The sequence below is a fragment of the Bacillus sp. PSXD-155 genome, from assembly GCF_049310765.1.
GTDB classification, from domain to species: Bacteria; Bacillota; Bacilli; order Bacillales; family Bacillaceae_G; genus Bacillus_A; species Bacillus_A cereus.
This window is the reverse complement of record NZ_JBMOWC010000010.1, coordinates 1-24,607: the sequence shown is the minus strand read 5'-3', so window position 1 is coordinate 24,607 and position 24,607 is coordinate 1. Positions and strand designations below refer to the sequence as shown.

Below are 24,607 nucleotides of genomic sequence, written 5' to 3'. Positions count from 1 at the left end.
ATAGTTTTTTGATAAATTCACTGCTTTTGCAGAGGATTCTTTTTTATGAAAGAAACGTCAATTTTCTTCATATATATATACAAATTGGAGAAATGGGGGAGCGCTATGCGCGATTACTTAATTAAACCACTTGTTGGTCAGCCGTATCCAATGATTTCACATGGAAAAGGTGTTTATTTGTATGATCAAAATGGTAATAAATATTTTGATGGTTCGTCAGGAGCAATTACGGCAGGTATTGGGCATGGCGTAAAGGAGATTGCAGACGTTATTAAAAAGCAAGCTGAGGAGATTGCTTTTGTTTATAGATCACAGTTTACGAGTGAACCAGCTGAAAAATTAGCAAAGAAGTTAAGTGATTTAAGTATAGGAGATTTGAACTGGAGTTTCTTTGTAAATAGTGGTACGGAAGCAAATGAAACAGCTATGAAAATTGCAATTCAGCATTTTCAAGAGCGAGGTATTCAAGGGAAACATAAAATATTATCAAGATGGATGAGTTATCACGGTATTACGATGGGTGCGTTATCGATGTCTGGTCACCCACTACGTAGACAACGTTTCGTATCTATTTTGGAAGATTATCCGACTATACCAGCTCCATATTGTTTCAGATGCCCTGTTCAAAAGGTATATCCAACTTGTCAGCTGGCATGTGCGACTGAACTAGAAAGATCAATTGAAAGAATTGGTGCAGAGCATATTGCTGCTTTTATTGCTGAGCCGATTATCGGAGCAGCTGGAGGTGCGGTTGTTCCGCCGAAAGACTATTATAAAGTCATTAAAGATATTTGCGACCATTACGATATTTTATTTATTGCGGATGAAGTGATGACTGGGCTTGGTCGTACTGGAGCATGGTTTGCAATGGAGCATTGGGGTGTAGAACCGGATATCATGACACTTGGTAAAGGGTTAGGAGCGGGATATACACCGATGGCAGCGACAGTTGTAAGTGATCGTGTTATGGAACCAATATTACGTGGGTCACGTTCAGTAATGAGCGGTCATACGTTAAGTGCCAATCCATTGTCTGCAGCAACGGCTTTAGCTGTTATTGAATATATGGAGAAACATAATCTCCCTGAAAAAACAGCAGAAAAGGGAGAGTATTTAATAAAAGGCTTACAGAAAGTTCAGCAACAATCGACAATCATTGCTGATGTGCGCGGAAAAGGGTTGCTAATCGGAGTAGAATTGCAACCGTTTACAAAAGCGTCGGAGCTTATTTCAGTTGCAGCTAAAAATGGCCTACTTTTATACCAAGCAGTTTCAGGGCAAGCAGGAAAAGAAGATAGTGCACTGCTTGTAGCACCGCCAATGACAACTACATATTCCGAGTTAGATGAATTACTTTCAATTTTCTCTAAAAGTGTGGAAGAGATGATGCAAAAAGGAGGGCATAGTATCGCATGACAACTATTACAAATACATTCGGTAAATTAAAAGAAATTGAGGAAGTAATTTCTTTGTTCCATGATGATATGACATTAATGTTTGGGGGATTTGGAGGGATTGGATCCCCTCCATCTTTAATACAGGCAATTTTAGAAAAAGGCGTTACAAATTTAAATTTGATTGGAAATGACACTGGATTCCCTGATGTAGGTATCGGTCGTCTTGTTACAAATGAAAGAGTTAAATCACTAATTACTTCTCATATTGGCTCCAACCCAAATGCAGGAAGGCAACTAAACGAGGGAAGATTACAAATTGAGTTTTCTCCGCAGGGAACATTAGCAGAGCGCATTCGCGCTGGTGGCGTTGGTCTTGGTGGTGTTTTAGTTGATGTTGGTGTTGATACGATTGTGGAAGAGGGAAAACGAACAGTTGAAATGAATGGTAAGACCTACTTAGTTGAAACAGCATTAACTGCTGAAGTTTCAATTGTATATGCGAAAAAGGCAGATCCGTTTGGGAACCTTGTATTTGACAAAAGTGCACGAAATATGAATCCTCACGTAGCGATGGCTGGGGATATAACAATTGTAGAAGCAGAAGAAATAGTCCCGCTTGGAAGTTTAGATCCAGAGGAAATTGTCGTTCCAGGTGTTTTCGTAAATTATATTGTACCGTCGGAAGGAGTGAACTGGAAATGGGTATGGGCGTAGAAGTGAGGGATAAGATTGCTAGGCGAGCGGCGAAAGAAATACAAAATGGCATGATTGTAAATTTAGGTATTGGCATACCATCGCTTGTACCAAATCATTTGCCTAACGATATAAATGTTATGTTTCATGCGGAAAATGGAATCGTCGGTATGGGACCAACGCCAAGTAAAGGGAATGAAGACGAAAACTTGTGTAACGCGGCAGGTTTACCAACTTCTCTTATAACAGGAGCGAGTTATTTCGATAGTTGTACAGCGTTTGGTATGATTCGAAAAGGTTTGCTAGACATAACGATTCTTGGTTCATTACAAGTAAGTGAAAACGGTGATTTAGCAAACTGGATTGTACCTGGAAAACGTGTTCCAGGTATTGGTGGAGCAATGGATTTAGCACAAAAAGCGAAGCGGGTCGTTGTTGTGATGAATCATGTTGATAAGTACGGAAGTGCAAAAATTATTTCAGAGTGTACATTGCCATTAACTTCAAAGAAATGTGTAGATTTAATTATTACTGATATGGCGGTCATGGAGGTAACTCCGAGTGGACTTATATTACAAGAATTAATGAGCCCATACACAGTAGAAGATATAAAAAGACATACAGAAGCTGATTTTCAAATTAGTTCTAACTTACTAGTAATTGAATGAAGGGAGATGTAATATATGGAGCAATTAAAAAAGCAAGTTTGTGATTATATTGAGAGCCATGAAGAGGAAAGTGTGAAATTTTTAAAACGATTAATTCAAGAAAAGAGCGTATCTGGTGATGAAAGCGGTGCGCAGGCGATTGTGATTGAAAAATTACGTGAATTAGGTTTAGACCTCGATATATGGGAGCCTTCTTTTTCTAAAATGAAAGATCATCCTTATTTTGTATCACCCCGTACAAGTTTTTCAGATAGCCCAAATATTGTAGCAACTTTAAAAGGAAGTGGCGACGGGAAATCTATGATATTAAATGGGCATATTGATGTAGTTCCAGAAGGGGATGTGAATCAGTGGGAACATCATCCTTATAGCGGTGAGAAAATAGGAAATCGTATATATGGCCGTGGAACGACGGATATGAAAGGTGGAAATGTCGCACTCATGCTTGCAATGGAAGCGATTATTGAATCTAGCATTGAATTAAAAGGAGACATCTATTTTCAAAGTGTAATAGAAGAGGAAAGTGGCGGAGCAGGGACATTAGCAACTATATTACGAGGATATAAGGCAGATGGTGTCATTATTCCAGAGCCTACTAATATGAAGTTTTTCCCGAAACAACAAGGTTCCATGTGGTTTCGTTTACGTGTAAAAGGGAAAGCTGCACACGGTGGAACACGTTATGAAGGGGTTAGTGCAATTGAAAAAAGTATGTTTGTTATAGAACATGTAAGAAAGCTAGAGGAGAAAAGAAATAGTCGAATTACAGATCCGTTATTTAAAGGGATTCCGATTCCAATTCCAATTAACATTGGGAAAATTGAAGGAGGGAGTTGGCCAAGTTCTGTTCCAGATGAATTAATTTTAGAAGGAAGATGCGGTGTTGCGCCGAATGAGACTATAGAGGCGGCAAAAGAAGAGTTTGAGAATTGGATTGTTGAATTAAATGATGTGGACAATTGGTTTGTTGAAAATCCAGTAGAAGTAGAGTGGTTTGGAGCGAGATGGGTTCCTGGTGAATTAGAAGAGAATCATGAACTCATTACAACACTTCATCACAACTTTGTTGAAATCGAAGGGAACGAACCAATTATTGAAGCATCTCCGTGGGGGACTGATGGAGGTTTATTTACACAAATTGCAAACGTACCAACAATAGTATTTGGTCCAGGAGAGACGAAAGTAGCACACTATCCAAACGAATATATAGAAGTTGATAAAATGATAGCTGCCGCAAAAATTATTGCATGTACATTACTAGATTGGTGTGAGGTGAGAAAATGAAATACTATGAATCTTTTAGAGAACAGACGAATTGTTATACAGTAGAAGGCGTTTTAGATTATTTTAATAAGCGTATTCGGGTAGATCACTATACAGGAAATGTTGAAAGTATTATACAAACAATTGACGAACTAGCAGAGGAACATTCTTTCACTAAATGTATTATTAAAGGAAAGGGAGAGCATGTTTCAACATGGCTCTCTTTCGGTTTTTTGTTGGAAGCAACGATACCTCATTATTTTCAAGGACACGATGCATACTTTTTTGTGAAATATAATAATGATGAAAGACGAAATAGTATGCATTGGACTGAGGAAGATACTATATTAAGCGGTGTAAAAGGAAAAGAAATAAAAGAAAAAGTAGTTCCAGAGAAATTTTTGCTGAGAAAAGCGACTGAAGAAGATGCAGAAGAATTAGCAACTGTATTCGGAAAAGTATTTGAAGTGTATCCGACACCTTTAAATGAAGCGAGTTATGTATTACAGACGATGAAAGAAGATGATACAATTTACTACGTATATGAATATGAGGGAAAAATTATTAGTACAGCATCTGCAGAAATGAATATAAAAGAAGGGAATGCAGAATTAACGAATTGTGCTACTTTACCTGAATATCGTAAACATGGATTTATGAAAAGTTTACTAATTAAATTAGAGGAAGAGCTTCGAGAAAGATCTATTTTCTGCTCCTATACAATTGCTCGATCGCTTTCTTTCGGAATGAATGCTGCCTTTCATCAATTAGGTTATACGTATACAGGAAGACTGGCGAATAATTGCTACATTTTCGATAAGTTGGAAGATATGAATATATGGGTGAAAGATCTATCTAGCTATTCGAAAGCAGTAAAACTTCCGCCTCAAAATTCGGCTGTAAAGCAAAACAGTTAGGTGGAGCTGGGTGTTCGAAAAAGCTGTACTAATTAGAGTTTCGAGTTATCTAATGAAAATATAAAATTGGTCAAAATTATAGAACGGAATCGTCATGCTTACAATCGCACATAGGTGTGCCGAAAATTCGGCATGTAATTGCTGGATTTTCGGCAAGAGGGGGGATGACATTGCTAGCAGTTTCGACACAAGAAGTCATTGAAGCGATTTTGGGCAGTATTGATGAGGCTATACACGCTGTAGATGAGAATGGAATTACAATATTTTATAATTCTGTAGCTGCAAAACACGATGGATCGAAGATTGAAAAAGTGTTAGGGAAACATCTGTTAGAAGCGTTCCCGTCTTTATCAAGGGAAACGAGTACATTGATGAAAGTACTAGATACAAAAAAACCTATCGTACATCAAGCACAGCATTATCAAAATTTAAATGGTGAAGATGTTTGTACAGTAAATACGACGTTACCTATTTTTATAGATGGGAATATTGCTGGGGCTGTTGAAATTGCAAAGGATTACTCTACAATTCAAAAACTTACTGACACAATTGTTGACTTACAGTCGAAAATAAAGAGATCATCTAGAAAAAAAGTGATTAAAAAGCATGCTGCATTTGAGACGATAGTGACAAATGATACGCGGTTTAAACAGACGAAAGAGTTAGCACAAAAAGTAGCACCAACAGACGCAAATGTTTTAATATATGGTGAAACAGGAACAGGAAAAGAACTGTTCGTACAAGCAATTCATGAAGCTTCTAAAAGAAAAAACAAGCCATTTATTGCACAAAACTGTGCAGCTTTACCAGAGTCGCTATTAGAAAGTTTATTGTTTGGAACGACAAAAGGAAGCTATACAGGAGCGATTGAAAGAGCTGGGCTATTTGAACTTGTTGATGGTGGTACATTATTTTTAGATGAACTGAATTCAATGCCTCTTGATTTGCAGGCAAAAATGTTACGAGTGTTAGAAGATGGAGTCATTAGAAGAATTGGTGATAATAAGACGAGAAAAGTAGATGTTCGTGTTATTACCGCAATGAACCAGCCTCCAGAAATATGTTTACGAGAGAATAAAATTCGCACTGATTTATATTATCGCTTAAACGTATTTTCATTATATATCCCACCGCTTCGTGAAAGAACTGAGGATGTACTATTATTAGCATCTTATTTTTTGAAAGAATATAATAAAAGTTATAAAAAAGGTGTACTTCAAATTGATGAGGAAGCGAAAGATAGACTGCAAGCTTATCAGTGGCCTGGAAATGTCCGAGAGTTAAAACATACGATTGAACATGCTGTTATTATTGCAGAAGGGAATACATTAACAGCCAATTGTTTACCACGTACATTTCGGAAAGAGAATTTTTCGAAGAAGAAGGGTATAATGCCACTTAGAGAAGCACTTCATCAAACAGAAAAAGAATTAATAGATCAAGCGTTGATTGAAACGGAAGGGAATATATTACAAGCCGCAAAAATGTTAGGTATCCCTCGTCAAACGCTTCAATATAAACTGAGCAAGTACGACAAAACCGCCGAATAATCGGCGGTTTTTGTGTGTTTGCACGAATAAAAGAGCGTTTACATATATAAAAAGTAATGAATATGATGTTAAGTATTGATTTCATACAACGCTTAAAAATATTTTTTCGCTTATGTAATAGGGTTCTCCGCACATTTACTTATCAACAATGTAAAGTTGGCATAACTATTGCTTATATAAAGGATGAGCGTATAAAAAGGGGGAATAGCAATGTTACATGATGTATACAAACCAAATCGTCACTGGAAGGATATCGAATTATGGAAAGATGTTACTGAAGAGCAATGGAATGATTGGGTTTGGCAATTAACGAATACGATCAAAACGTTAGATGACTTAAGAAAAGTAATTAACTTAACACCTGAAGAAGAAGAGGGCGTTAAAATTTCAACGAAAACGATCCCGTTAAACATTACACCGTACTATGCTTGGCTAATGAATCCTGATGATCCACGCTGTCCGATTCGGATGCAATCAGTACCGATTTCGGAAGAGTTATATAAAACAAAATATGATTTAGAAGATCCGCTTCACGAAGATGAAGATTCACCAGTTCCAGGGCTAACACATCGTTATCCGGACCGTGTACTATTCTTAGTAACAAATCAATGTTCTATGTATTGTCGTTACTGTACACGCCGTCGTTTTAGTGGACAAATTGGAATGGGTGTACCGAAGAAACAATTAGATGATGCGATTGCTTATATTAGTGAAACACCACAAGTACGAGATGTATTAATCTCCGGTGGTGATGGACTTCTAATTAACGATAAAATTTTAGAATATGTATTAAAAAATTTACGAGAGATTCCGCATGTTGAGATTATTCGTATCGGAACGAGAGCACCAGTAGTATTCCCACAACGTATTACAGAAAATTTATGTAACATTATTAAAAAATACCATCCAGTATGGTTAAATACACATTTCAATACATCTATTGAAATTACTGAAGAATCGAAGAAGGCATGTGAAATGTTAGCGAATGCTGGTGTTCCAGTCGGAAACCAAGCAGTAATTTTAGCTGGTATTAACGACAGCGTTCCAATTATGAAAAAACTTATGCATGACTTAGTAAAAATCCGTGTACGTCCATATTACATTTATCAATGTGATTTATCTGAAGGTATCGGTCACTTCCGTGCACCAGTATCTAAAGGTCTTGAAATTATTGAAGGTTTACGTGGACACACATCTGGTTATGCTGTTCCGACATTCGTTGTTGATGCGCCAGGTGGAGGCGGTAAAATTGCACTTCAACCAAACTATTTAATCTCACAAAGTGCAGATAAAGTTGTACTTCGTAACTTTGAAGGTGTTATTACGACGTATCCAGAGCCAGAGAGCTATATTCCAGGAAGAGCGGAAGGATACTTTAAAGAGATTTATCCGAACTACGAAGAAAAACGTTCAGATGTTGGTATCGCAGGTCTTATGAGCGATAAGAAATTTAACCTCGTTCCAGACGACTTACAGCGTATGAACCGTCGTAAAGACTATGAAGATAATGATACTCATGCATCTTTAAAAGATAAACGTGATAAGCGCGATCAATTAAAAGATAAAAAATATCAAGCACAAATGGCTAAATTAGAAGAAAACGACAAAAAAACTGAGGGTGATGCAGTATGAATTGTATGTGGTGTGACAGTACAGAAGCGAAAGAAAGCTTGAATACTGTATATTGGGAATTACCAGATGGTACGAAAGCCATTGAAATCCAAAAGACACCATGTATTTCTTGTTCCTCGTGCGGGATGGACTATCAATCAGACCATACAGTAAAAGAAATTGAAGATCAATTATTTTTAATTTATACGAAAGATTTACCAAAACAACTAACATATGAAGAATTAATGGGAAGACCACGTCTATTAAAAAGAAATTATTTCGACTTTTAACCAGCTTTTATGCTGGTTTTTTTCTTTTTTGCCTTGTATAATGTACCCAAGTTAGAAAGGTAGGGAATATTTTTGAAAAAAACATTTTACCATTATATGATGAAGCATCGTGCAGCTTTATTTAGAAATGAAATTTCAGATTTAGCAGAGGCGATGTATGATGATTTAAGTTTTCCGAAGCAATCTGAAGACTATGATGAAATTAGTTCATACTTAGAGTTGAGCGGAATGCTAGAAAGTATGTCTATATTTGATGAAGCCTGGGATTTATACATACAAGATAGATAAAAACTATTTGAAAACATACAGAATACATTACTTTGTGTAAAGTGAAGTATTCTGTATGTTTTTTTATACGAAATTTGTTGATTTGAAGCTAGTCTAGTTACTAGCTTTTTGTTGAGTGTAACGTAAATTTTATAAGATTATAATTTTTATTGAAAAAATTTATGAATATAAGCTTCTGTGATAAGCGTTTTTATGTAGGTTGCATATACTGATATCAAAATCACGACGTCAAAAAAAGGAGAGATAGAGATGGCAAGAAAAAAACAACCTAAATACAACGTAGGGGACATAGTCGTGATTACGCTATATGGAACCGTTGGGAAAATCACAAATATGAAGGTTTTAGATGGAGTTTATGTATACGAAGTCAATAATCACGATGGGTTTTACGTAGAGCAAACATTGCAGCACGTTACAGAGCAAGATATGAAAAAGGGCGATACGGAGTGGATTGAATTAAATTATAATTTCACGTTTGGTGATCTTGTGCAAGTAACTGGATATGATAAAGATGTTTTCCGTATTGTTGGTTTTCGTACAGAAGTATGGAGATATAAGAATGACGCCTGGGAAGATACAATTTATGAATTGTCACGGATTACGGATGGTGAATGGTTAGAAGCGGATGAGTCAGATTTAACGTTACTTGCGAATGCTCAAACGGCAAATGCAATTTTGAAGAAACTGAAACAAGATAAAGCAGGTATGAATAAATTAGATTTAGGTAAGTTAAAGTCAATTAACAACTCGAAAAAAGTGAGTGTTAAGACGAATCGTCAAGAAATCATTGATGGATTACTTGATATTTATAACGATTATCAATTATTGTTCGATACATTTAAAGATGAAGAATATAAAATTGTAATGGATGTTGTTCATAATTATTTAGTTAAATTGACAGAGAAAAAATAGTTAACTAGAAAGAGAGAATAAATTGAACAACAACATATGCAGTATAAGGTATGCCTACAACTATTAAAAAAATAAAAAGCCACTTTATAAGAGAGTCTGCCCATTGATCTTCATGCATGAACTCTTCTTTTGTTTGTCCTACTTCATATTGATTTTCCATTATTATTTCCCCCTTTGAATAGCTTGTACTACAATCGTATGCATCTCGTCCAAAGCTTATGACCTATAAAAAATAAAATCTATTTTTCTAATCTCATATACATAATTTTGAGATTTTTTCATAAAACAGAAATAAAGGAGTGATGCTCATGAAGGAAATTGAAGTCGTGATTGATACGGAAGAGATTGCGGAGTTTTTTTATGAGCAACTAATTGAAAGAGGGTACGTCCCAAAACGAGAAGAAATTGAAGATCTCGCAGATATTACATTTGAGTATTTATTAGAGAAATGTATGATTGATGAAGTTTTTGATGAAGAGGATGAATGAAAGTAACGACGGGCATAACTCGTCGTTTTTTACTCTTTACAAACCTGTCACAAATATAGTCAATAATTATTGGTATAATGAAAAGGAAATTTTACTCAAGAGGTGAAGGGATGTTCAAAAAAATTATTGATTCTTTATTAGGAAAGAAAAAATATCGTTCGTATTCAAGTAGTGATTATCGTCGTAGAGGGCGCTCGTATTCAAGTAGCGATTATAAACGACGTTCATCTGGTTATGGACATCAACATTATAAAAGAAAACGTAAAAGCCGTAGCTTCTTTTCAAGTAGCTGATGAAATGGCGTCGTGTACTAGCTTTATTTGATAGACCACTGCGAAAAAATACAATTGTTGCAGAACGTTATAAAATTGAATCAGTAATTGGAATGGGCAGTTATGGGGTTACATATGTCGTTAATGATTTACAAATAAATAGATATAAAGTCTTAAAACAATTAAGACAAAGTAAACAAAGATATGAGTCTGGTAGAAAATCATTTGAACAAGAGAAAATGATTTTACAAACATTAAATCATCATGCAATTCCTAGTCTATATGATCATTTCATATGGGAGAAAAAGAGCTTCTTTGTGATGGAGTACATGCCTGGTAAAAATTTTGAAGATTATATTTTCATAGATGGGTATGTATATACAGAACGTGAAGTTTTTGAGATTTTATATGAAATATTAGAAATTGTATCGGTGTTTCATAGTGAAGGCATTATTCATCGAGATTTACGCATTCCAAACATACTAATGAAAGAAAATCAAATTAGTATTATTGATTTTGGATTGGCTAAATGGAAAGGTGAGGATGATGAGCGAGCTACAACTTACGAAGGTGAACAAGCTTTGATGCGAGAAGTTCACTTTCGTAGCGACTTTTATGCGCTCGGTCATTTCTCGTTATTTTTATTATATGCAGGATATGAATCTAATGAAAAACAGGAAAAACCATGGTACGAAGAATTAACTTTGGAACATTATAATCGCGAAATTCTTATGAGAATGTTACAAATAAAAACGCCGTACTATGAGAATGTACAAGATTTAAAACAAGATGTAGCTTCTGCTTTAGAAAGGATGGAGACTCCATGTTTCAAAAGTTTTTAGCAAGCGTTGGTATTGGAAGTGCAAAGGTAGATACTGTTCTTGAAAAAGATGAGTATATTGTTGGGGAAGAAATAGTTGGAAAGGTTCATATAACTGGAGGTTCAGTTAGCCAACAAATTGAAAGCATTTACTTAACATTATCGACGTCGTATGTACGAGAAGTGGATGATAAAAAAGTAACAGCAACATATGATTTAGAGCGAGTACGCTTAACAGAACCTTTTTCTGTAGAACCGAATGAAAAAGTTGAAATTCCATTTTCTTTTCCAATGCCAATTGAAGCACCACTTACACTTGGTATGAAAACGGTTTGGATTCATACAGGTCTTGATATTAAACGTAGTATAGACCCAAGTGACCGCGACTACGTTCAAGTGTTACCCAATGCATTATTAAGTAGTGTTTTAGATAGTGTAAATGAATTAGGGTTTAAAGCACGTCATATAGAATGTGAAGAATTACCGCACCGATTACGTAAGCAAGTTCCATTCGCACAAGAATTTGAGTTTATTCCGGTTTCTGGAGAGCATTATGGGAAATTAGATGAATTAGAATTATTAATCTTGCCGCGTGCATACGACCGACTAGAAATTATTATGGAAGTAGATAGAAAATCCCGTGGTTTAGCTGGATTATTCGCTGAGGCGCTTGATCTTGATGAGAAGGTGATTCGTTTTACCGTAACAAGAGAAGATATTCCTGAGATGAAGCAAAAAATTAATAATTATATTTTTTAATAAACTATGCATAAAAAAGAAATGGAGAGGAAAACTAAAACAACCGCTCCATTTTTTTGCATAGTGAGGTTATGTATGTGAAACGATATCGACATTTATACTTGCTAAGTTTTACGTTACTCATTTGTTTTGTCGTATTATCACTTTCGTATCATACCGCTTGTATTGAGAATTTTGACAATATAGTCGCACATTTTATTCAAAGCTTTCGAAACGATTATTTGACGACCTATTTTACTTGGGTGTCTTTTATCGGTTCAAAAAGAATATATTTTCCATTACTCATTATTCTTGTAATGTATTTTCTCGTTAGAAAAAAGTTGCTTAGTGCGTTACTTCTAACAATTAATTACTACGGATCTCGTTATTTAAACAGTATGCTTAAACTATGGTACGAACGAGCAAGACCTGATGTCACGCAGCTTGTTACTGCAACTGGATATAGTTTTCCGAGCGGTCATACGATGAATGCTACTGCTTTTTTAGGATTTATTGCATACGTCACAATTACTGAAGATCGTATTTCATTGCATAAAAAATTATTAATTATTCTTATAGCAAGCTTTGTTGTATTATCTATTTCAGTTAGCCGAATATATCTTGGCGTGCACTATCCATCTGACGTATTAGCAGGATGGGCAGCTGGCGGTAGCTGGCTCGTTTTATGTGTTATATTTCATAAAACGTTCATAAAAAAAGAACCTATGTCATAATAGGTTCTTTTTTCATTGGCTCAACATGAATGTGTGCATGGTAAATTCCGAACTTTTTGCGAAGCATAGCCTCGATATTGTCAGTAATACAGTGACTTTCTCCAACATCCATACGAGCATCTACCTCAATTGTAATATCAACGTACGTTTGATTCCCGTACATACGTGCTCGAATATCTACAATGTTTTCCACACCGCCAATATGTTCAATAGCATCAGCGTATTCCTCCATTTTATCAGGATCAATTCCATCTGTTAGCATATGAGAAGATTCTACGAAAATCTCCCATGCAGTTTTACAAATAATAAGACCAACAATTAAAGCGGCAATAGGGTCTAAAATAGGCATTTGGAACTGAGAACCGACAATACCTACTACAGTACCAATACTTACGAGTGCATCTGATAAATTATCCTTTGCAGCGGCTTCTAATGATTTACTTTTTGTTCGTGCTGCAATTTTTTTCGTATACAAATACACGCAGTACATAACGACAGCAGAAAATAGAGCAACCCATGCAGCGAGTACATTAGGTGCTGCTTGTTTCGGATTTAAGAAAGATTGAATGGCACTAATAACAACTTCTAATCCGACTGTTGCCATAATGAAGGACGCAACCAGTGATGCGATTTGTTCGGCCCGCGAATGCCCATACGGATGATCTGGGTCACGAGGTTTACGAGATATTTTTAGACCAATTAATATCGCTAAAGAAGCACCGATATCCGTTAAGTTATTTAAACCGTCAGCACGTAATGCACTAGAGAGGGTAATATAACTGATGATGATTTTCATAGAGGATAAAAATATGTAGGCCATAATGCTGACAATAGCACCTTTATCAGCTTCTTTATGAGAAAGAGTATCCATTTTAATCACTCACCTTTCTTTAAAGGAATTCTTTCTATAAATAGAGTATCAAACGAAAGTCGTGTGGGTCTATACAAACATTGTTGACGTTTTATAGCTTTTTAAGAAGGGGATAACAAAGTTTCGTGAAGGAAAAATATGTTGAAAAGTACAAAGTCAGGGTGTAAACCGAATTGGAGTTTATTTACTAAAGAGATAGGAGGGGAGATGGATGAAGAAACGAATACTTTTCTTACTACGTATTATTCTTATCATGACAAGGCGTAATTCATTAAACGATGAAAAACTTCAAAAGATAATTGTGAAAATAGATGAAAACCCTCTGAAAAATATTTTCCAGAGGGTTTTCATTTTAGTATGCTTCTAAAAACTCAGTAACTTGCTCTTCTGTTTTTGCATTAGCACTATGTAAGTGGCCTAGCTTCTCACCGTTTTGGTATACAAGTAAACTTGGAATACCCATTACTTGATACTCTTCAGCGATACTTGGAAACTCATCTTTATTGATAGAATACCATTCAAATTTATTGAACTCTTCCATTACATCTCCGATAAAGTTGTCCATACGTACGCAATCTGGGCACCATGTAGTAAAGAACTTAACAACTACAGGCTCCTCGCTTGCGATGATGTCTTTGAATTCCTTGTCAGATTTGATTTCTCTCATGTTTTTGACTCCTCTCAATGTTACACGGATAAGCTAGTATTTTTATGCAAAATCCGTAATTGCAAACATTAGTGTTTTTGAAATAGATTGTTTGCAAAATCTTTGACTGCTTTTTCTTTTAGGCCTGGTACGACATGTGAGTAGGTGTCCAATGTGATGTCTACTCTTTTATGTCCTAGTCGTTTACTAACAATCTTCGGATGAATTCCTTGATTTAACATTAATGTTGCATGGGTATGCCTTAAATCATGGAAACGAATATCAGGAACCTCACTTTTCTTTATAAGCTTTTTTCAGAGCTGTGTCAAACTTCTGAAATTGCAGGGGTTATCGTTATAAGTTGAGCATACCAAATCGTAATCATTATAGTCCTTACAATATCTCTCTTTTTCTGTGAGATTTCTATTCGTTTTGTTTGATGTGACAGTAGAAAAGTATAACTGTCACTCTTATTGGAAAATTACTTAATACGATGATAGGAGAAATGTAGTTCCGAGCTACAAGAAGGGGAGTATACAATATAAATAAAAAAGGACTAGCAGTCGTATATGCTGTCCTTTAATAGAAGAAAAAAGTATTCTTTTTTAGAACTACGCATAAAAAGAAAATCTGTTTGTAATTAGTTTTATCCTAAATATACGTATCTATACAAAAAGGGATAAGTAAAAGATACTTATCCTCAGAAGAGAAATCCCAAGCACTAAAATGGCTCGTATTGGTCTGCAGGTTCAACAGTAATATATGTAAAATGAAAAATATCATACAAAAGCAGACAACGATTTTGGTTGTCCGCCAGTGAGTCGAATGAATTAGCAAATATTGAACGATTACATTCTCATTACGAGAAGAGTGAAGTTGCTAGGCGAGCTGAAAAAAGCTGTATAAGGTTAGAAATTATATAAATGTAAAGGAATTTAATTAATAAAAAATTATTAGGGATTTGCCTTAATCATTTATAACAGTCAAGAATATTTATAAAATATGATTGTAGAAACAGGTCCGATTTTTGTAATGATGGAGGGAATTAATGTGGACATAACTCAAAGTATGGCCAGAATAGTGGTTAATGGGAAAGATCTTCTATTTAATTCAGTTAGAACTTCAGTATGGAATCAAGGACCTGTAAATGATTTAATTGTTTCCACAAATCAGAGAGCCGAGGAACTTTATCAATTTATGTGGTCACAAGTGCCAGTTATGCTCGCAATGTATTTCCTTCAGGGAGCAGACTTGATGAGGCTTTCTAGAATTGTTGGAATCAATCAAAGTGTAACGGGAGAATATATATATCATTTCTTTTGGGGATAAATTGAATTCAAAGCAGCTTAATAGCTGCTTTTTTATTTTGTAGAGACATGATTGGGAGGCGAAAAAATATGTATGGATAGGAAAATTAGTTTAGATTGTAATATAGATAATTTATAATCACTTCTGAGTTTAAAGTGTTTTTCAAGGAAATGGGGATGTTCTTATGGGACATATATCAATTGTTGGTTATTAATGAGGGGTTTAATGAAGTTTAAAAAATGTAATGGAAATGTATTTATTTTTTTGAATCATAAAATGAGCAATTTATGTGAAGAGAATTATGACTAGTGAGTGGTTTAATACATTTAAAGATAGGACATTAAAAAAGTGTGGTTAGTAATATGTATTATACAAAACAATGAAGAGGAGCAAACAATATATATTGGTGTTATTTTTATAAGACAATATAATAAAAGAGGAACAAGGTAAGGGACAGTGTGACTTTTTAACAGATAGCTGTGTAATTGAATAGGATAAAAGTAATTATTTAATGTTAGGATAGGTTATAAATGGAGAACCAATTAAAAGAAATATTTGGTGCATTGATAGCAGCTATAGGTACAATAACTTCCGCTATTGGAAGTACACCGTTCTATTTTATAAGTAGTAATGTACGGGAGGATCTGAATATATATGGAAACACATTACAAGCAGTTGGTAACGCTTTAGAAGCTGATGGTCAAGGAGAAATATCTCTTGAAAAAATTGGGAACGAAATTCAATCAACTGGTAATGTAACTGTAATATCAGGATTGGTTATTGATTTTAAAGATGAAACTAAAATTAAATTAGTGATTGCTGGAAATTGGATACAGGCTTTAGGAGGACTTACAGCATTAGCAGATGAATTTGAAGATGCTTCAGATAAAGATGAAACTTTTAATATTGTAGGAAATTTATTGCAAGCTATAGGGAATTCCTTGCAGGCAATTGGAGGAGTTTACGAGTTAAAAAGTATTAGAGGAGAGCGGCATGATAGTAAAGAAGACCTAGTAAGTGATACAGTGGGAAATTTAGACAATCAAGTAAATAGTGACCCGGATAAAAAGAAAGAAGGTCAGTCAATAGATATCATAGGAAGTTGGATCCAAGCTGTAGGTTCTGTATTTTCATTAATTGGACAAATACGTGAAGAAAGTGAGGAGTTAGAAGGGGATGATAAATAGACTAGTTTTAAAAGAACCTCATATAGTGCGCATATTTAATGGTAAGAAACTTTTTTATTGAATTCTAAGTTTAAAATTATATGATGCAGTAGGTAAAATGGGTTTAAGGAGTATTATTAGTTTAATAAAAAAGAGCTGTTAGTAAAAACTAAAAGATTTCATAAAAACTGGTAATAGAAACTGCTTTTTAGAAAAATAACTTATACTTATTAATAATGGAATAGTAAATTTAAATTGAGAGAATGAAAGAGAGCTCCTATGGAAAGAGGCTCTTTAATTAATAAATTATTGTAATGGAACCAACGCTAAAATCAAATTAATTCCGCTATTTGCGGGCAGTAAGATCCCTACCTCAAAATTAAGCGCAAGCAAAGAAGTTAGGTGGGGATCAGGTTGCCCGTAAAAGCCCGATTGATGAGGGCTGATTAAAGTTTCACTTTATTAATACACTTTAGTGTTATCACTATATTTTTGAAAAGACATATGAATAACCTTGCTTTTTGAAAAATGATTTCTATATAAAAACCATATGCTATTTTGTAAGAAAAGCAAATAGCTTATAATCTATTAAATGCTCATTAAGAGTGCTTTTTGTATATGTTTGCAACCTCAGATGTGACTGCTTTTTTATTGAAAATAATGACCGTTTAAATAGAAGGTTAATAGTGCGGAAGACATTAGAAGAATTAGAAAAATGTTATTAAATGAAGGAGTAGAATATGTAGCTGTTCAGATTAGAATGGATAGATTTTCTAGTGATGAAGTAATTGTTAACGACAAATATAACATATATTCTAAACTAGCATATTACAAGAAAACGTACAATGAAGATTTAGAACATAGATGGGATCCAGGAGTTCGTATTGTAGGTTTTGCATGTGGTTATTCGTTCTCAGGAATTATACGTGAATTAGGATTATTAGTTTAGTGGTGATGAAACTTATGGCGAATATTTCAATAGATACCATTATCCAACTGGTGTCTTTTTTAATGTTAAGGAATAAATAAAAAAGAGAGCTTAAGCCCTCTTTTTTATAACTATCTAAATATTATGCACAAATTGGAATTCCTAATGCTATTAAAGTCAATGCTACTTGAAGAGAAAGCTCTAATCTAGCAATTTCGATTCCAGCAACTGAAACCACTAAAAGAGGTTGTCCATTAACGAACAAAACACAACTTTCCATGCTTAGACCTCCTTTCTAGTAATCTAATATAGTATATGAACTAAACTTTAAAATGTAATAGTTAAATGTATGGATTAAATATAATTAATAAATTAATCTATTATATTTAATAAATTAAAATTGAACTAACAGCTGCTTTTTTGTCACTTTATAAGAAAGATCAGAATATATTAGAAGTATAAAAAGTATAGGAGTGATAGATATGTTCTTTGCAAAGTTGCGTGGTAGAAACGAAGTTCCACCAGTAGAAACAGATGCTCGAGGAGAGGGTTTCTTTAAATTAAGTTGGGACGAGCTTAGCCTAAACTTCAAGTTAGATTTATTCAATATAGAAGATGTAGTAGCTGCCCATCTGCATCTTGGATTAAAAGGCACGAACGGTCCTGTTGTAGCCTTTTTATTTGGACCGATAACAAATCCAGTTTCAATAGAGTGTGCAACTCTTACGGGAATGATTACTCAAGAAGATTTGGTTGGACCGCTAGCGGGTCAAACATTAGGCACTCTTGTAAATGAGATTATATCTGGAAACATATATATTAATGTTCATACAGTACAACATCCTAATGGTGAAATTCGTGGACAACTAAATTATTGCTAATGAATAATGGTAGTAGGAACATTTAGCGAGAAACAAAAAGCATCCGTTGAGGGTGCTTTTATTTGGAGAATGATATTTATATTAAAAATGTTTAAACTTAATAAAAGCTAGTGAATTAGCTTTCAGCACTCACTGAAATATAGAATCATAACATACTTTGTAATAAATTATACGGAAGTGAGTTGAAAATCATGTTTTATTCATATTTTAATTCTGAAACTGGTATGCGACCAGCGTATGGTACATCTATAACGTATAGTGGAGCACAAAGTACAGTCCAAGCTATTCAACAAGCATTGCAAATGCAACAACAATTGCAAATGCAGCAGCAAGGTGTACAACCGTATTATTCATCCGTAGAGTATTTTTACCCAGTACATCATGTTACACCGTACGGAAGTTCTTTTCTTACTATTCCATATGGAACTGTATACAACTTATAACTAGTAAGGAATTAAGTGGTGTATATAAATAAGGGTGCAGGTTAATAGCGCCCTTATGAATAATAAAAATAGCTAGTCCAAACCTTATAAATCAATCTTACATAATATGTAGTAATAAGTTTGAAAGGGGAATTAGTATGTCTTGTTATTACTACTGTAAGTATTGTAAGGAGTATAAAAAGAAGCATCATGATTGTTGTAAGAACACTAGTAAGTGCCATGATAACAAGGACAATCTTGTTAGAGCATCCGCATTTAGAGCTAGAAATACAGTAAATCAAAATGTTCCTGCTAATACTTTTGTGAAAGTGTTATTTCAAAATGAACAATTTGATTTAGCGAATGAGTATAATCCAGCAACATCTATTTTTATGCCGAAGACTAAAGGAGTATATTCTATTATTGGAACGATTGGTTTCTTTCCAAACGATCCAACTTTAAATTATAGAGCGCGTGTAGAAATTCGTGTGAATGGAAACGCAGCGATAGCTATAGATAATGACTTTTTTGGTCCAATAAGTTTTGGAAATGTAGTAAGTGTTTCGACGATTGTTCAATTGAATGCAGGGGATGAAGTTGAGATTTATGCACAAAGTAGTATAGATGGAGTTTTAAGTCCTTTAGAAGATGGTGCACATTTTGAAGCAGCAAGATTTCCTTCTCCAATTAAATAAAGTCATTAAACAATGAGTTTACAGAAGCTTAAAGGTAAACCCTCACCGAAATGGTGAGGGTTTTTTACTCTATTAAAAATAGTAACAGGTCGTCCAAGCTATTCTAATCTATATAGCATACTATGTAAAAATAAGTGTAAAGGGGGACTAACTATGTCTTATTATTACTGTAAGTATTGTAAAGATTACAAAAAGGAAAGTCATGATTGTTATAGGAAAAGTAGTAAATGTGATAGGAAGTATGTAAAGGTGAAGTGTTGTGATGATAAGAAAGAGGAGCTTGTAAGGGCATCGGCATTTAGAGCTGTGAATACAGTTAATCAACCTGTTCTAGCAAATACTCCTGTTAAAGTATTATTTCAAAATGAACAATTTGATCTAGCGAATGAATATAATCCAGTAACGTCGATTTTTACTCCGAAAACTAGAGGGGTATATAGTGTATTAGGAAATATAACATTTTCTCCAAATGATTTTAATGTAAATTACAGAGCTAGAGTAGAAATTCGTGTAAATGGCAATCCAGCAATAGCGATAGATAATGATTTCTTTGGAACAGGAGTATTTTTTAATAATGATGTTTCCGTAATTACTATTCTTCAATTAGAAGCAGGAGATTTAGTTGAAATTTTTGCAGAAAGTAGTATTGCTGGCGTAATTGTACAAAATGTTAATGGTGTAAATACGGTTCACTTTGAAGCGGCAAGATTTCCTTCTCCAATTAAATAAAACAGATCATTAAATGTTTTGTAGTAGGTTTAGTTAATCCCCTTACCAAATGGTGGGGGATTATTATTGTTTTTCTAAAATATATAAGTAAATAGGTAAAGTGCAGTTTAATTTGTAAGGGTTTCAATCTTCTTCAGATAATAAACAGAATAATAAGTAACATGCTTGTACAAACTCATTGTTAGTAAGTTTACTAGTTTTCTTATAGAACAAGAAAGATGGAATATATAAAAGATCGTATCATTACGTTTTTTCTTTACTATATAGAAATTACATATTGAACATAGATTTGTGTAGCGAATGCTAATACACTGAAAAGAATAACATAAAGACGATTACACTATATAAAAACAAAATCAATCCTAAGATGAGTAGTATCGGATGCAGCTTGAACATATTTGACCTCCTTGAGTATATAAAGAATTTTAATATATTGTAGGTCAATTTAGAAGGAGGACGGTTACATAAAAAAAGAGCATACATAAAAAGTACGCTCCAAAGAAAGATAGGTTTTATGAGTGGATAATCTCCATACGATAATATATGTTCTTTTAATAAAAACGTGTAAAAAATCAATGAATTATCAATGGAATATCATAAAATGAGTAATTTTAGTTTAGGAATGCATTTATTTTCTTTCTCAGTTATTTTAGGTAACAAATTTGTGAAAATCGTACATTATGCGGACTAACAACGGGATAGCGATCGTACTTCAGTTACATATTTCTTAAAGTCTGGATATTGCGTGATAGTTTGACATTTAGGGGTGCATAGTTGATTAATTATAGACACATTTGTAATTACTTCGTTACAAGGACCGAAAAATGTAACTTTTAGTTTTGAATTTGGTGGGATTTTGAATACGATAGGTTTTTTTTCCATGAAATCAGCTCCTAATATTGAGTATTATAAGTTAAAGGATATAGAGTCGTATTAGTATAATATGAAACTTCAGTGGATTTGCTTATAATAAAGAATTTCATAGTAGTAAAATTGCTTAAAGATGTAAAGGGGAAATTGAGAATGCGAAATAAAATGTTTAATTAATATAATCAATAAATACGCAAATGGTTAATATAACTAATGTATTTTTTGATTTTCTATATATTATGTTAGTAAGAATTGTATAAGGAGGTAGTATAAAATAGTGGAAGAAAATGTACAAGCTCAGCTTTCGCCACCGTGGATCACATATTTTAATGAATTAAAAAATTCAATAGGTGCTGATCCAACTGTTACAGTTGGGCCGCTTATTCCTGTTGGTGGTAATTATATTATTTTAGTGCATGCGTTAAGTAATGAAAAAGCGAGAGCATTAGCAACGCTTTTAAAATCTTTTGTACAATTTGGGAATGTAAGTGTGACAGTTATTGTAACGAATAATGAGAATGAAATTGTAAATCCATTTCCTTGTCCACTAGATGCATTTGAAATAGCTCATTTATTTCAAGTAGCACTAGAAAATAATCCTTATTTTGAACAAGTTGTGGTACAGCCTCAGTTCCCTGGCGGACCGAATGTTGTCTTTCCGGTTTTCGCTGCGGAAGTCATTCAGTTTTTCAATGACGATATTTCTAACTTATGTCAAACGTTTACAGGTGTTGCTGCCAATGTATTTCGTGATGTAATGAATGATGAGGTTTGTGATAGCCCAATATTATTTTGAACAAGTTGTGTTATGAACAGTGAAAATACACAATTACAAAATAAAGATTTAACACCAAAATTGTTTTATTAGACTATAAAAAGACATTTTCATGAATAGAAAATGTCTTTTTTATGCACCAATAGTGTGCAGATTGGACAATTGTAGGTTAGCAGGAATAATCTTCAATTAATTAAAAATTTTCTAAATCTCAAATTTCATGGAAAGATAGTGATTTTGACTTAAGAATATATAGAAAATGAGGAATGATTTATATTAGCTGAAAGGGAATTGATATTGGAAGTTTTAATTTAATAATGTAGGGGGATTTTTTCTAATATCCGTAAAAATGATTGATACCTTGATTGATAGGACGAGATTACATAACAAATGAATAGTAGGGTATATTTCAAATATGAGAATGTTTTATATGGTATATATGTTAAAGTTAATAGAAATATTTCTGAAAGAGAATATATTTTTTAAAACAGTAACGATTCTTTTTATTTATATTATAGATAGCTAGTTTTAGAGAGATAAGGCTTACAATAAAACAAGCTATGAATAAGACATTAAAAAGGAGCTGGAATGTATGGGTTATATTGTAGATATTTCAAAATGGAATGGAACTATCAATTGGGATATTGCAGCATCTCAGCTAGATTTAGTGATTGCTAGAGTTCAAGATGGCTCTAATACGGTGGATTTTATGTATCAAAATTATGTTAGTGAAATGAAAAAGTATAGTATCCCATTTGGTAATTATGCTTTTTGCCGTTTTATATCTATTACTGATGCAAAGAAAGAGGCACAAGATTTTTGGAATCGTGGTGATCAATCAGCTAAGTTTTGGGTGGCGGACGTAGAAGTTCAAACGATGGCAGATATGCAAGGCGGGACACAGGCATTTATTGATGAATTACGCCGTTTAGGTGCGGAAAAAGTAGGAGTATATGTAGGGCATCACATGTATTTATCATTTGGAGCACGTAATATTGAAGCTGATTTCGTATGGATCCCTCGTTATGGAGGGAATAAGCCAGCATATCCATGTGATATTTGGCAATATACGGATTCAGGGAATGTTCCTGGGATTGGGAAATGTGATCTGAATCGATTAGTAGGAAATAAGTCACTTTCTTGGTTTATAGATTCGAACAAAGCAAATCAATCTAACATAGTGTATAAACAGCAACTGAATGGCATTGGTATTGCAGTTTCGAAATATCCTGATGGATACGGAATAAATTTATATGAAAACCCCATGGATCCTCAATTTACAGGTGCACTCACTCAGAAAATTCCATATTTAATCTTAACAGGTTATTGGGGAGGCGGTGAGCAAGATATGATTTGTTTAGGGAACGATAAGCAGTGGACATATTTAAAACATTTTAAGGTGAAATGGTTTTATGCAACTTCGAAATATCCTGTCGGCTACAGAGTAAATTATTATGAGGAGCCTGAATGTATGAATTATAAAGGAAATATAGATGGATCGACATCTTTTCGAGTGTGGGGTAGAGTGGGAAATGCGGTAGATATCGGGCAGAATAGTTGGATACCTGAAAAACATGTAAGTATTAAGTAACTATAGCAGCTGTGTTGTTTTTGAGGTGTATGTAAAGAGTCTTCTTACTATAATAGTAAGAAGACTCTTGATTTTTAAAAATGGAAATGCATGATACATAGTCAACTCATATGAAATGAATTACATGCAGAAAACACACTGTTTTCACAATGCCTGTGTATAGTTAATTTGCATAATGATAAAAGTGAGGTATTTGAATTGAAAAAGAAAAAAATATTTATTGGAACAATTATTTCATGCGTGATGCTAGCATTATCTGCATGTGGTTCTTCAGACAACGTAGTAACATCAAAAGTAGGAAATGTTACAGAGAAAGAATTAAGTAAAGAATTAAGACAACAATATGGAGAAAGTACTTTATATCAAATGATGTTAAGTAAGGCATTGTTAGATAAATATAAAGTTTCGGATGAGGAAGCAAAAAAGAAAGTAGAAGAAGCAAAAGATAAAATGGGTGAGAACTTTAAATCAACTTTAGAACAACTTGGATTGAAAAATGAAGATGAATTAAAAGAAAAAATGAAGCCAGAAATTGCATTTGAGAAAGCGATTAAAGCAACAGTCACAGAAAAAGATGTGAAAGATAACTATAAACCAGAAATGAAAGTAAGTCACATTTTAGTGAAAGATGAAAAGACAGCTAAAGAAGTAAAGGAGAAAGTAAATGATGGTGAAGATTTTGCTGCCTTAGCAAAACAGTATTCAGAAGATACTGGTTCAAAGGAACAGGGCGGGGAAATATCTGGTTTTGCTCCTGGACAAACAGTGAAAGAATTTGAAGAAGCTGCGTATAAATTAGATGCAGGCCAAGTAAGTGATCCAGTTAAAACAACTTACGGTTACCATATTATTAAAGTGACGGATAAAAAAGAATTGAAGCCATTTGATGAAGTAAAGGAAAAAATTCGTAAAGATTTAGAACAACAAAGACTACAAGATACGACAGGTAAATGGAAACAACAAGTAGTCAATGATTTATTGAAAGATGCTGATATTAAAGTGAATAATAAAGAATTTAAAGATACATTTAAATTTCTAGAAAAGAAATAATGATTGTAATCATAATTAGAAAAGGGAACTCATA

General features: G+C 33.9%; 29 protein-coding genes and 3 pseudogenes. 26 read left to right on the top strand and 6 right to left on the bottom strand.

The annotated features are described in order from the left end of the window. Positions 1-105 precede the first annotated feature (105 nt). The 10 genes from ACO6VI_RS13650 (at position 106) to ACO6VI_RS13605 (ending at position 9,589) form a co-directional block, all read left to right on the top strand. A complete protein-coding gene (locus ACO6VI_RS13650) occupies positions 106-1,416 on the top strand; it encodes an aspartate aminotransferase family protein (RefSeq protein WP_023521850.1) in 1,311 nt (436 codons plus the stop codon). Continuing rightward, positions 1,413-2,111 (top strand): acetate CoA-transferase subunit alpha, encoded by a 699-nt coding sequence (gene atoD / locus ACO6VI_RS13645; RefSeq protein WP_000208107.1) that lies wholly within the window; start codon positions 1,413-1,415, stop codon positions 2,109-2,111. The genes ACO6VI_RS13650 and atoD overlap by 4 nt, the downstream gene beginning before the upstream one ends. Then, on the top strand, positions 2,096-2,758 hold the full coding sequence (locus ACO6VI_RS13640) for a CoA transferase subunit B (RefSeq protein WP_000525294.1): 663 nt from the start codon (positions 2,096-2,098) through the stop codon (positions 2,756-2,758). The genes atoD and ACO6VI_RS13640 overlap by 16 nt, the downstream gene beginning before the upstream one ends. 15 nt (positions 2,759-2,773) lie before the next feature. After that, positions 2,774-4,042, top strand: coding sequence for a peptidase (locus ACO6VI_RS13635; protein ID WP_000436692.1), 1,269 nt, complete (start codon positions 2,774-2,776; stop codon positions 4,040-4,042). Next, entirely contained in the window at positions 4,039-4,938 is a 900-nt protein-coding gene (ablB, locus tag ACO6VI_RS13630) for a putative beta-lysine N-acetyltransferase (protein WP_000878589.1), read from the top strand. Before ACO6VI_RS13635 ends, ablB begins: the two co-directional genes overlap by 4 nt. A gap of 164 nt (positions 4,939-5,102) precedes the next feature. After that, positions 5,103-6,488: an arginine utilization transcriptional regulator RocR gene (gene rocR, locus ACO6VI_RS13625; protein WP_023521852.1), complete on the top strand. Its 1,386-nt coding sequence runs from the start codon at positions 5,103-5,105 to the stop codon at positions 6,486-6,488. Between the two features lie 210 nt (positions 6,489-6,698). Next, the gene (ablA, locus tag ACO6VI_RS13620; RefSeq protein ID WP_000902145.1) at positions 6,699-8,120 is read left to right on the top strand and encodes a lysine 2,3-aminomutase; all 1,422 of its coding nucleotides are present in this window, start codon (positions 6,699-6,701) and stop codon (positions 8,118-8,120) included. Then, positions 8,117-8,389 carry a YokU family protein gene (locus ACO6VI_RS13615; protein WP_000995766.1) on the top strand — a complete coding sequence of 91 codons (273 nt, stop codon included), beginning with the start codon at positions 8,117-8,119 and terminating at the stop codon, positions 8,387-8,389. Before ablA ends, ACO6VI_RS13615 begins: the two co-directional genes overlap by 4 nt. A gap of 72 nt (positions 8,390-8,461) precedes the next feature. After that, positions 8,462-8,677, top strand: a complete 216-nt coding sequence (locus tag ACO6VI_RS13610; RefSeq protein WP_000750717.1) for a YozE family protein — start codon at positions 8,462-8,464, stop codon at positions 8,675-8,677. 249 nt (positions 8,678-8,926) lie between these two features. After that, complete coding sequence (locus tag ACO6VI_RS13605; protein WP_000101498.1) at positions 8,927-9,589, top strand: hypothetical protein; 663 nt, start codon at positions 8,927-8,929, stop codon at positions 9,587-9,589. A 4-nt stretch (positions 9,590-9,593) separates the two neighbouring features. Here ACO6VI_RS13605 and ACO6VI_RS13600 read toward each other — a convergent pair whose 3' ends face one another. After that, positions 9,594-9,749 (bottom strand): DUF3930 family protein, encoded by a 156-nt coding sequence (locus ACO6VI_RS13600; protein ID WP_000431486.1) that lies wholly within the window; start codon positions 9,747-9,749, stop codon positions 9,594-9,596. Positions 9,750-9,897: 148 nt separating this feature from the next. Between ACO6VI_RS13600 and ACO6VI_RS13595 the strand changes: the two genes are divergently transcribed. The 5 genes from ACO6VI_RS13595 (at position 9,898) to ACO6VI_RS13575 (ending at position 12,641) form a co-directional block, all read left to right on the top strand. After that, on the top strand, positions 9,898-10,077 hold the full coding sequence (locus ACO6VI_RS13595) for a YozD family protein (RefSeq protein WP_000658451.1): 180 nt from the start codon (positions 9,898-9,900) through the stop codon (positions 10,075-10,077). Between the two features lie 110 nt (positions 10,078-10,187). Further along, positions 10,188-10,370, top strand: a complete 183-nt coding sequence (locus ACO6VI_RS13590) for a hypothetical protein (protein WP_000473371.1) — start codon at positions 10,188-10,190, stop codon at positions 10,368-10,370. Continuing rightward, positions 10,370-11,191 carry a serine/threonine protein kinase gene (locus ACO6VI_RS13585; protein ID WP_098355997.1) on the top strand — a complete coding sequence of 274 codons (822 nt, stop codon included), beginning with the start codon at positions 10,370-10,372 and terminating at the stop codon, positions 11,189-11,191. Before ACO6VI_RS13590 ends, ACO6VI_RS13585 begins: the two co-directional genes overlap by 1 nt. Further along, positions 11,173-11,928 (top strand): sporulation protein, encoded by a 756-nt coding sequence (locus ACO6VI_RS13580; RefSeq protein ID WP_000486625.1) that lies wholly within the window; start codon positions 11,173-11,175, stop codon positions 11,926-11,928. Before ACO6VI_RS13585 ends, ACO6VI_RS13580 begins: the two co-directional genes overlap by 19 nt. 77 nt (positions 11,929-12,005) lie before the next feature. Next, the gene (locus ACO6VI_RS13575) at positions 12,006-12,641 is read left to right on the top strand and encodes a phosphatase PAP2 family protein (protein WP_000833369.1); all 636 of its coding nucleotides are present in this window, start codon (positions 12,006-12,008) and stop codon (positions 12,639-12,641) included. On the opposite strand, the gene ACO6VI_RS13570 is transcribed toward ACO6VI_RS13575, so the two are convergent. After that, a complete protein-coding gene (locus ACO6VI_RS13570; RefSeq protein WP_000380385.1) occupies positions 12,631-13,512 on the bottom strand; it encodes a cation diffusion facilitator family transporter in 882 nt (293 codons plus the stop codon). The genes ACO6VI_RS13575 and ACO6VI_RS13570 overlap by 11 nt on opposite strands. Positions 13,513-13,723: 211 nt before the next feature. Here ACO6VI_RS13570 and ACO6VI_RS13565 point away from each other — a divergent pair, with 211 nt between their 5' ends. Next, entirely contained in the window at positions 13,724-13,879 is a 156-nt protein-coding gene (locus ACO6VI_RS13565) for a hypothetical protein (protein ID WP_237655406.1), read from the top strand. On the opposite strand, the gene ACO6VI_RS13560 is transcribed toward ACO6VI_RS13565, so the two are convergent. Further along, positions 13,865-14,179 (bottom strand): thioredoxin family protein, encoded by a 315-nt coding sequence (locus ACO6VI_RS13560; RefSeq protein WP_001206934.1) that lies wholly within the window; start codon positions 14,177-14,179, stop codon positions 13,865-13,867. The two genes, ACO6VI_RS13565 and ACO6VI_RS13560, sit on opposite strands and share 15 nt — an antisense overlap. 68 nt (positions 14,180-14,247) lie before the next feature. Further along, positions 14,248-14,571: pseudogene (locus tag ACO6VI_RS13555) on the bottom strand (tyrosine-type recombinase/integrase); the annotation flags it as partial. 619 nt (positions 14,572-15,190) lie between these two features. On the opposite strand from ACO6VI_RS13555, the gene ACO6VI_RS13550 reads away from it, so the two are divergent. The 3 genes and pseudogenes from ACO6VI_RS13550 to ACO6VI_RS13540 all read left to right on the top strand — a co-directional run bounded on the left by ACO6VI_RS13550 (position 15,191) and on the right by ACO6VI_RS13540 (position 17,581). Continuing rightward, positions 15,191-15,487: a hypothetical protein gene (locus ACO6VI_RS13550; RefSeq protein ID WP_063549296.1), complete on the top strand. Its 297-nt coding sequence runs from the start codon at positions 15,191-15,193 to the stop codon at positions 15,485-15,487. Positions 15,488-15,996: 509 nt separating this feature from the next. Beyond that, the gene (locus tag ACO6VI_RS13545; protein WP_063547164.1) at positions 15,997-16,653 is read left to right on the top strand and encodes a DUF6944 family repetitive protein; all 657 of its coding nucleotides are present in this window, start codon (positions 15,997-15,999) and stop codon (positions 16,651-16,653) included. 665 nt (positions 16,654-17,318) lie between these two features. Beyond that, a pseudogene (locus ACO6VI_RS13540) lies at positions 17,319-17,581 on the top strand (hypothetical protein). Positions 17,582-17,702: 121 nt separating this feature from the next. On the opposite strand, the gene ACO6VI_RS13535 reads toward ACO6VI_RS13540, so the two are convergent. Then, a complete protein-coding gene (locus tag ACO6VI_RS13535) occupies positions 17,703-17,840 on the bottom strand; it encodes a DUF3956 family protein (RefSeq protein WP_000443219.1) in 138 nt (45 codons plus the stop codon). 202 nt (positions 17,841-18,042) lie between these two features. On the opposite strand from ACO6VI_RS13535, the gene ACO6VI_RS13530 reads away from it, so the two are divergent. The 4 genes from ACO6VI_RS13530 (at position 18,043) to ACO6VI_RS13515 (ending at position 20,287) form a co-directional block, all read left to right on the top strand. Then, positions 18,043-18,441, top strand: a complete 399-nt coding sequence (locus tag ACO6VI_RS13530) for a CHRD domain-containing protein (protein WP_098355998.1) — start codon at positions 18,043-18,045, stop codon at positions 18,439-18,441. Positions 18,442-18,632: 191 nt separating this feature from the next. Beyond that, the gene (locus ACO6VI_RS13525; RefSeq protein WP_000500095.1) at positions 18,633-18,884 is read left to right on the top strand and encodes a DUF3947 family protein; all 252 of its coding nucleotides are present in this window, start codon (positions 18,633-18,635) and stop codon (positions 18,882-18,884) included. 137 nt (positions 18,885-19,021) lie between these two features. After that, a complete protein-coding gene (locus tag ACO6VI_RS13520) occupies positions 19,022-19,558 on the top strand; it encodes a C1q-like domain-containing protein (RefSeq protein WP_001278088.1) in 537 nt (178 codons plus the stop codon). A gap of 153 nt (positions 19,559-19,711) precedes the next feature. Continuing rightward, entirely contained in the window at positions 19,712-20,287 is a 576-nt protein-coding gene (locus ACO6VI_RS13515; RefSeq protein WP_063547167.1) for a hypothetical protein, read from the top strand. 687 nt (positions 20,288-20,974) lie between these two features. Here ACO6VI_RS13515 and ACO6VI_RS13510 read toward each other — a convergent pair. After that, positions 20,975-21,169: a hypothetical protein gene (locus tag ACO6VI_RS13510; protein WP_000412557.1), complete on the bottom strand. Its 195-nt coding sequence runs from the start codon at positions 21,167-21,169 to the stop codon at positions 20,975-20,977. A 265-nt stretch (positions 21,170-21,434) separates the two neighbouring features. On the opposite strand from ACO6VI_RS13510, the pseudogene ACO6VI_RS13505 reads away from it, so the two are divergent. The 3 genes and pseudogenes from ACO6VI_RS13505 (at position 21,435) to ACO6VI_RS13495 (ending at position 24,573) form a co-directional block, all read left to right on the top strand. Beyond that, positions 21,435-22,025: pseudogene (locus ACO6VI_RS13505) on the top strand (hypothetical protein). A 499-nt stretch (positions 22,026-22,524) separates the two neighbouring features. After that, a complete protein-coding gene (locus tag ACO6VI_RS13500) occupies positions 22,525-23,523 on the top strand; it encodes a glycoside hydrolase family 25 protein (protein WP_422423486.1) in 999 nt (332 codons plus the stop codon). A gap of 198 nt (positions 23,524-23,721) precedes the next feature. Beyond that, positions 23,722-24,573 (top strand): peptidylprolyl isomerase PrsA, encoded by an 852-nt coding sequence (locus ACO6VI_RS13495; protein WP_063547169.1) that lies wholly within the window; start codon positions 23,722-23,724, stop codon positions 24,571-24,573. Positions 24,574-24,607: the final 34 nt, after the last annotated feature.

Bases quoted from the DNA above. Each gene is read 5' to 3' on its own strand.
- ACO6VI_RS13650 (WP_023521850.1), top strand. From the start codon at position 106: ATGCGCGATTACTTAATTAAACCACTTGTTGGTCAGCCGTATCCAATG.
- atoD (WP_000208107.1), top strand. From the start codon at position 1,413: ATGACAACTATTACAAATACATTCGGTAAATTAAAAGAAATTGAGGAA.
- ACO6VI_RS13640 (WP_000525294.1), top strand. From the start codon at position 2,096: ATGGGTATGGGCGTAGAAGTGAGGGATAAGATTGCTAGGCGAGCGGCG.
- ACO6VI_RS13635 (WP_000436692.1), top strand. From the start codon at position 2,774: ATGGAGCAATTAAAAAAGCAAGTTTGTGATTATATTGAGAGCCATGAA.
- ablB (WP_000878589.1), top strand. From the start codon at position 4,039: ATGAAATACTATGAATCTTTTAGAGAACAGACGAATTGTTATACAGTA.
- rocR (WP_023521852.1), top strand. From the start codon at position 5,103: ATGACATTGCTAGCAGTTTCGACACAAGAAGTCATTGAAGCGATTTTG.
- ablA (WP_000902145.1), top strand. From the start codon at position 6,699: ATGTTACATGATGTATACAAACCAAATCGTCACTGGAAGGATATCGAA.
- ACO6VI_RS13615 (WP_000995766.1), top strand. From the start codon at position 8,117: ATGAATTGTATGTGGTGTGACAGTACAGAAGCGAAAGAAAGCTTGAAT.
- ACO6VI_RS13605 (WP_000101498.1), top strand. From the start codon at position 8,927: ATGGCAAGAAAAAAACAACCTAAATACAACGTAGGGGACATAGTCGTG.
- ACO6VI_RS13600 (WP_000431486.1), bottom strand. From the start codon at position 9,749: ATGGAAAATCAATATGAAGTAGGACAAACAAAAGAAGAGTTCATGCAT.
- ACO6VI_RS13595 (WP_000658451.1), top strand. From the start codon at position 9,898: ATGAAGGAAATTGAAGTCGTGATTGATACGGAAGAGATTGCGGAGTTT.
- ACO6VI_RS13590 (WP_000473371.1), top strand. From the start codon at position 10,188: ATGTTCAAAAAAATTATTGATTCTTTATTAGGAAAGAAAAAATATCGT.
- ACO6VI_RS13585 (WP_098355997.1), top strand. From the start codon at position 10,370: ATGAAATGGCGTCGTGTACTAGCTTTATTTGATAGACCACTGCGAAAA.
- ACO6VI_RS13580 (WP_000486625.1), top strand. From the start codon at position 11,173: ATGTTTCAAAAGTTTTTAGCAAGCGTTGGTATTGGAAGTGCAAAGGTA.
- ACO6VI_RS13570 (WP_000380385.1), bottom strand. From the start codon at position 13,512: ATGGATACTCTTTCTCATAAAGAAGCTGATAAAGGTGCTATTGTCAGC.
- ACO6VI_RS13565 (WP_237655406.1), top strand. From the start codon at position 13,724: ATGAAGAAACGAATACTTTTCTTACTACGTATTATTCTTATCATGACA.
- ACO6VI_RS13560 (WP_001206934.1), bottom strand. From the start codon at position 14,179: ATGAGAGAAATCAAATCTGACAAGGAATTCAAAGACATCATCGCAAGC.
- ACO6VI_RS13550 (WP_063549296.1), top strand. From the start codon at position 15,191: ATGATGGAGGGAATTAATGTGGACATAACTCAAAGTATGGCCAGAATA.
- ACO6VI_RS13545 (WP_063547164.1), top strand. From the start codon at position 15,997: ATGGAGAACCAATTAAAAGAAATATTTGGTGCATTGATAGCAGCTATA.
- ACO6VI_RS13535 (WP_000443219.1), bottom strand. From the start codon at position 17,840: ATGGAAAGTTGTGTTTTGTTCGTTAATGGACAACCTCTTTTAGTGGTT.
- ACO6VI_RS13530 (WP_098355998.1), top strand. From the start codon at position 18,043: ATGTTCTTTGCAAAGTTGCGTGGTAGAAACGAAGTTCCACCAGTAGAA.
- ACO6VI_RS13525 (WP_000500095.1), top strand. From the start codon at position 18,633: ATGTTTTATTCATATTTTAATTCTGAAACTGGTATGCGACCAGCGTAT.
- ACO6VI_RS13520 (WP_001278088.1), top strand. From the start codon at position 19,022: ATGTCTTGTTATTACTACTGTAAGTATTGTAAGGAGTATAAAAAGAAG.
- ACO6VI_RS13515 (WP_063547167.1), top strand. From the start codon at position 19,712: ATGTCTTATTATTACTGTAAGTATTGTAAAGATTACAAAAAGGAAAGT.
- ACO6VI_RS13510 (WP_000412557.1), bottom strand. From the start codon at position 21,169: ATGGAAAAAAAACCTATCGTATTCAAAATCCCACCAAATTCAAAACTA.
- ACO6VI_RS13500 (WP_422423486.1), top strand. From the start codon at position 22,525: ATGGGTTATATTGTAGATATTTCAAAATGGAATGGAACTATCAATTGG.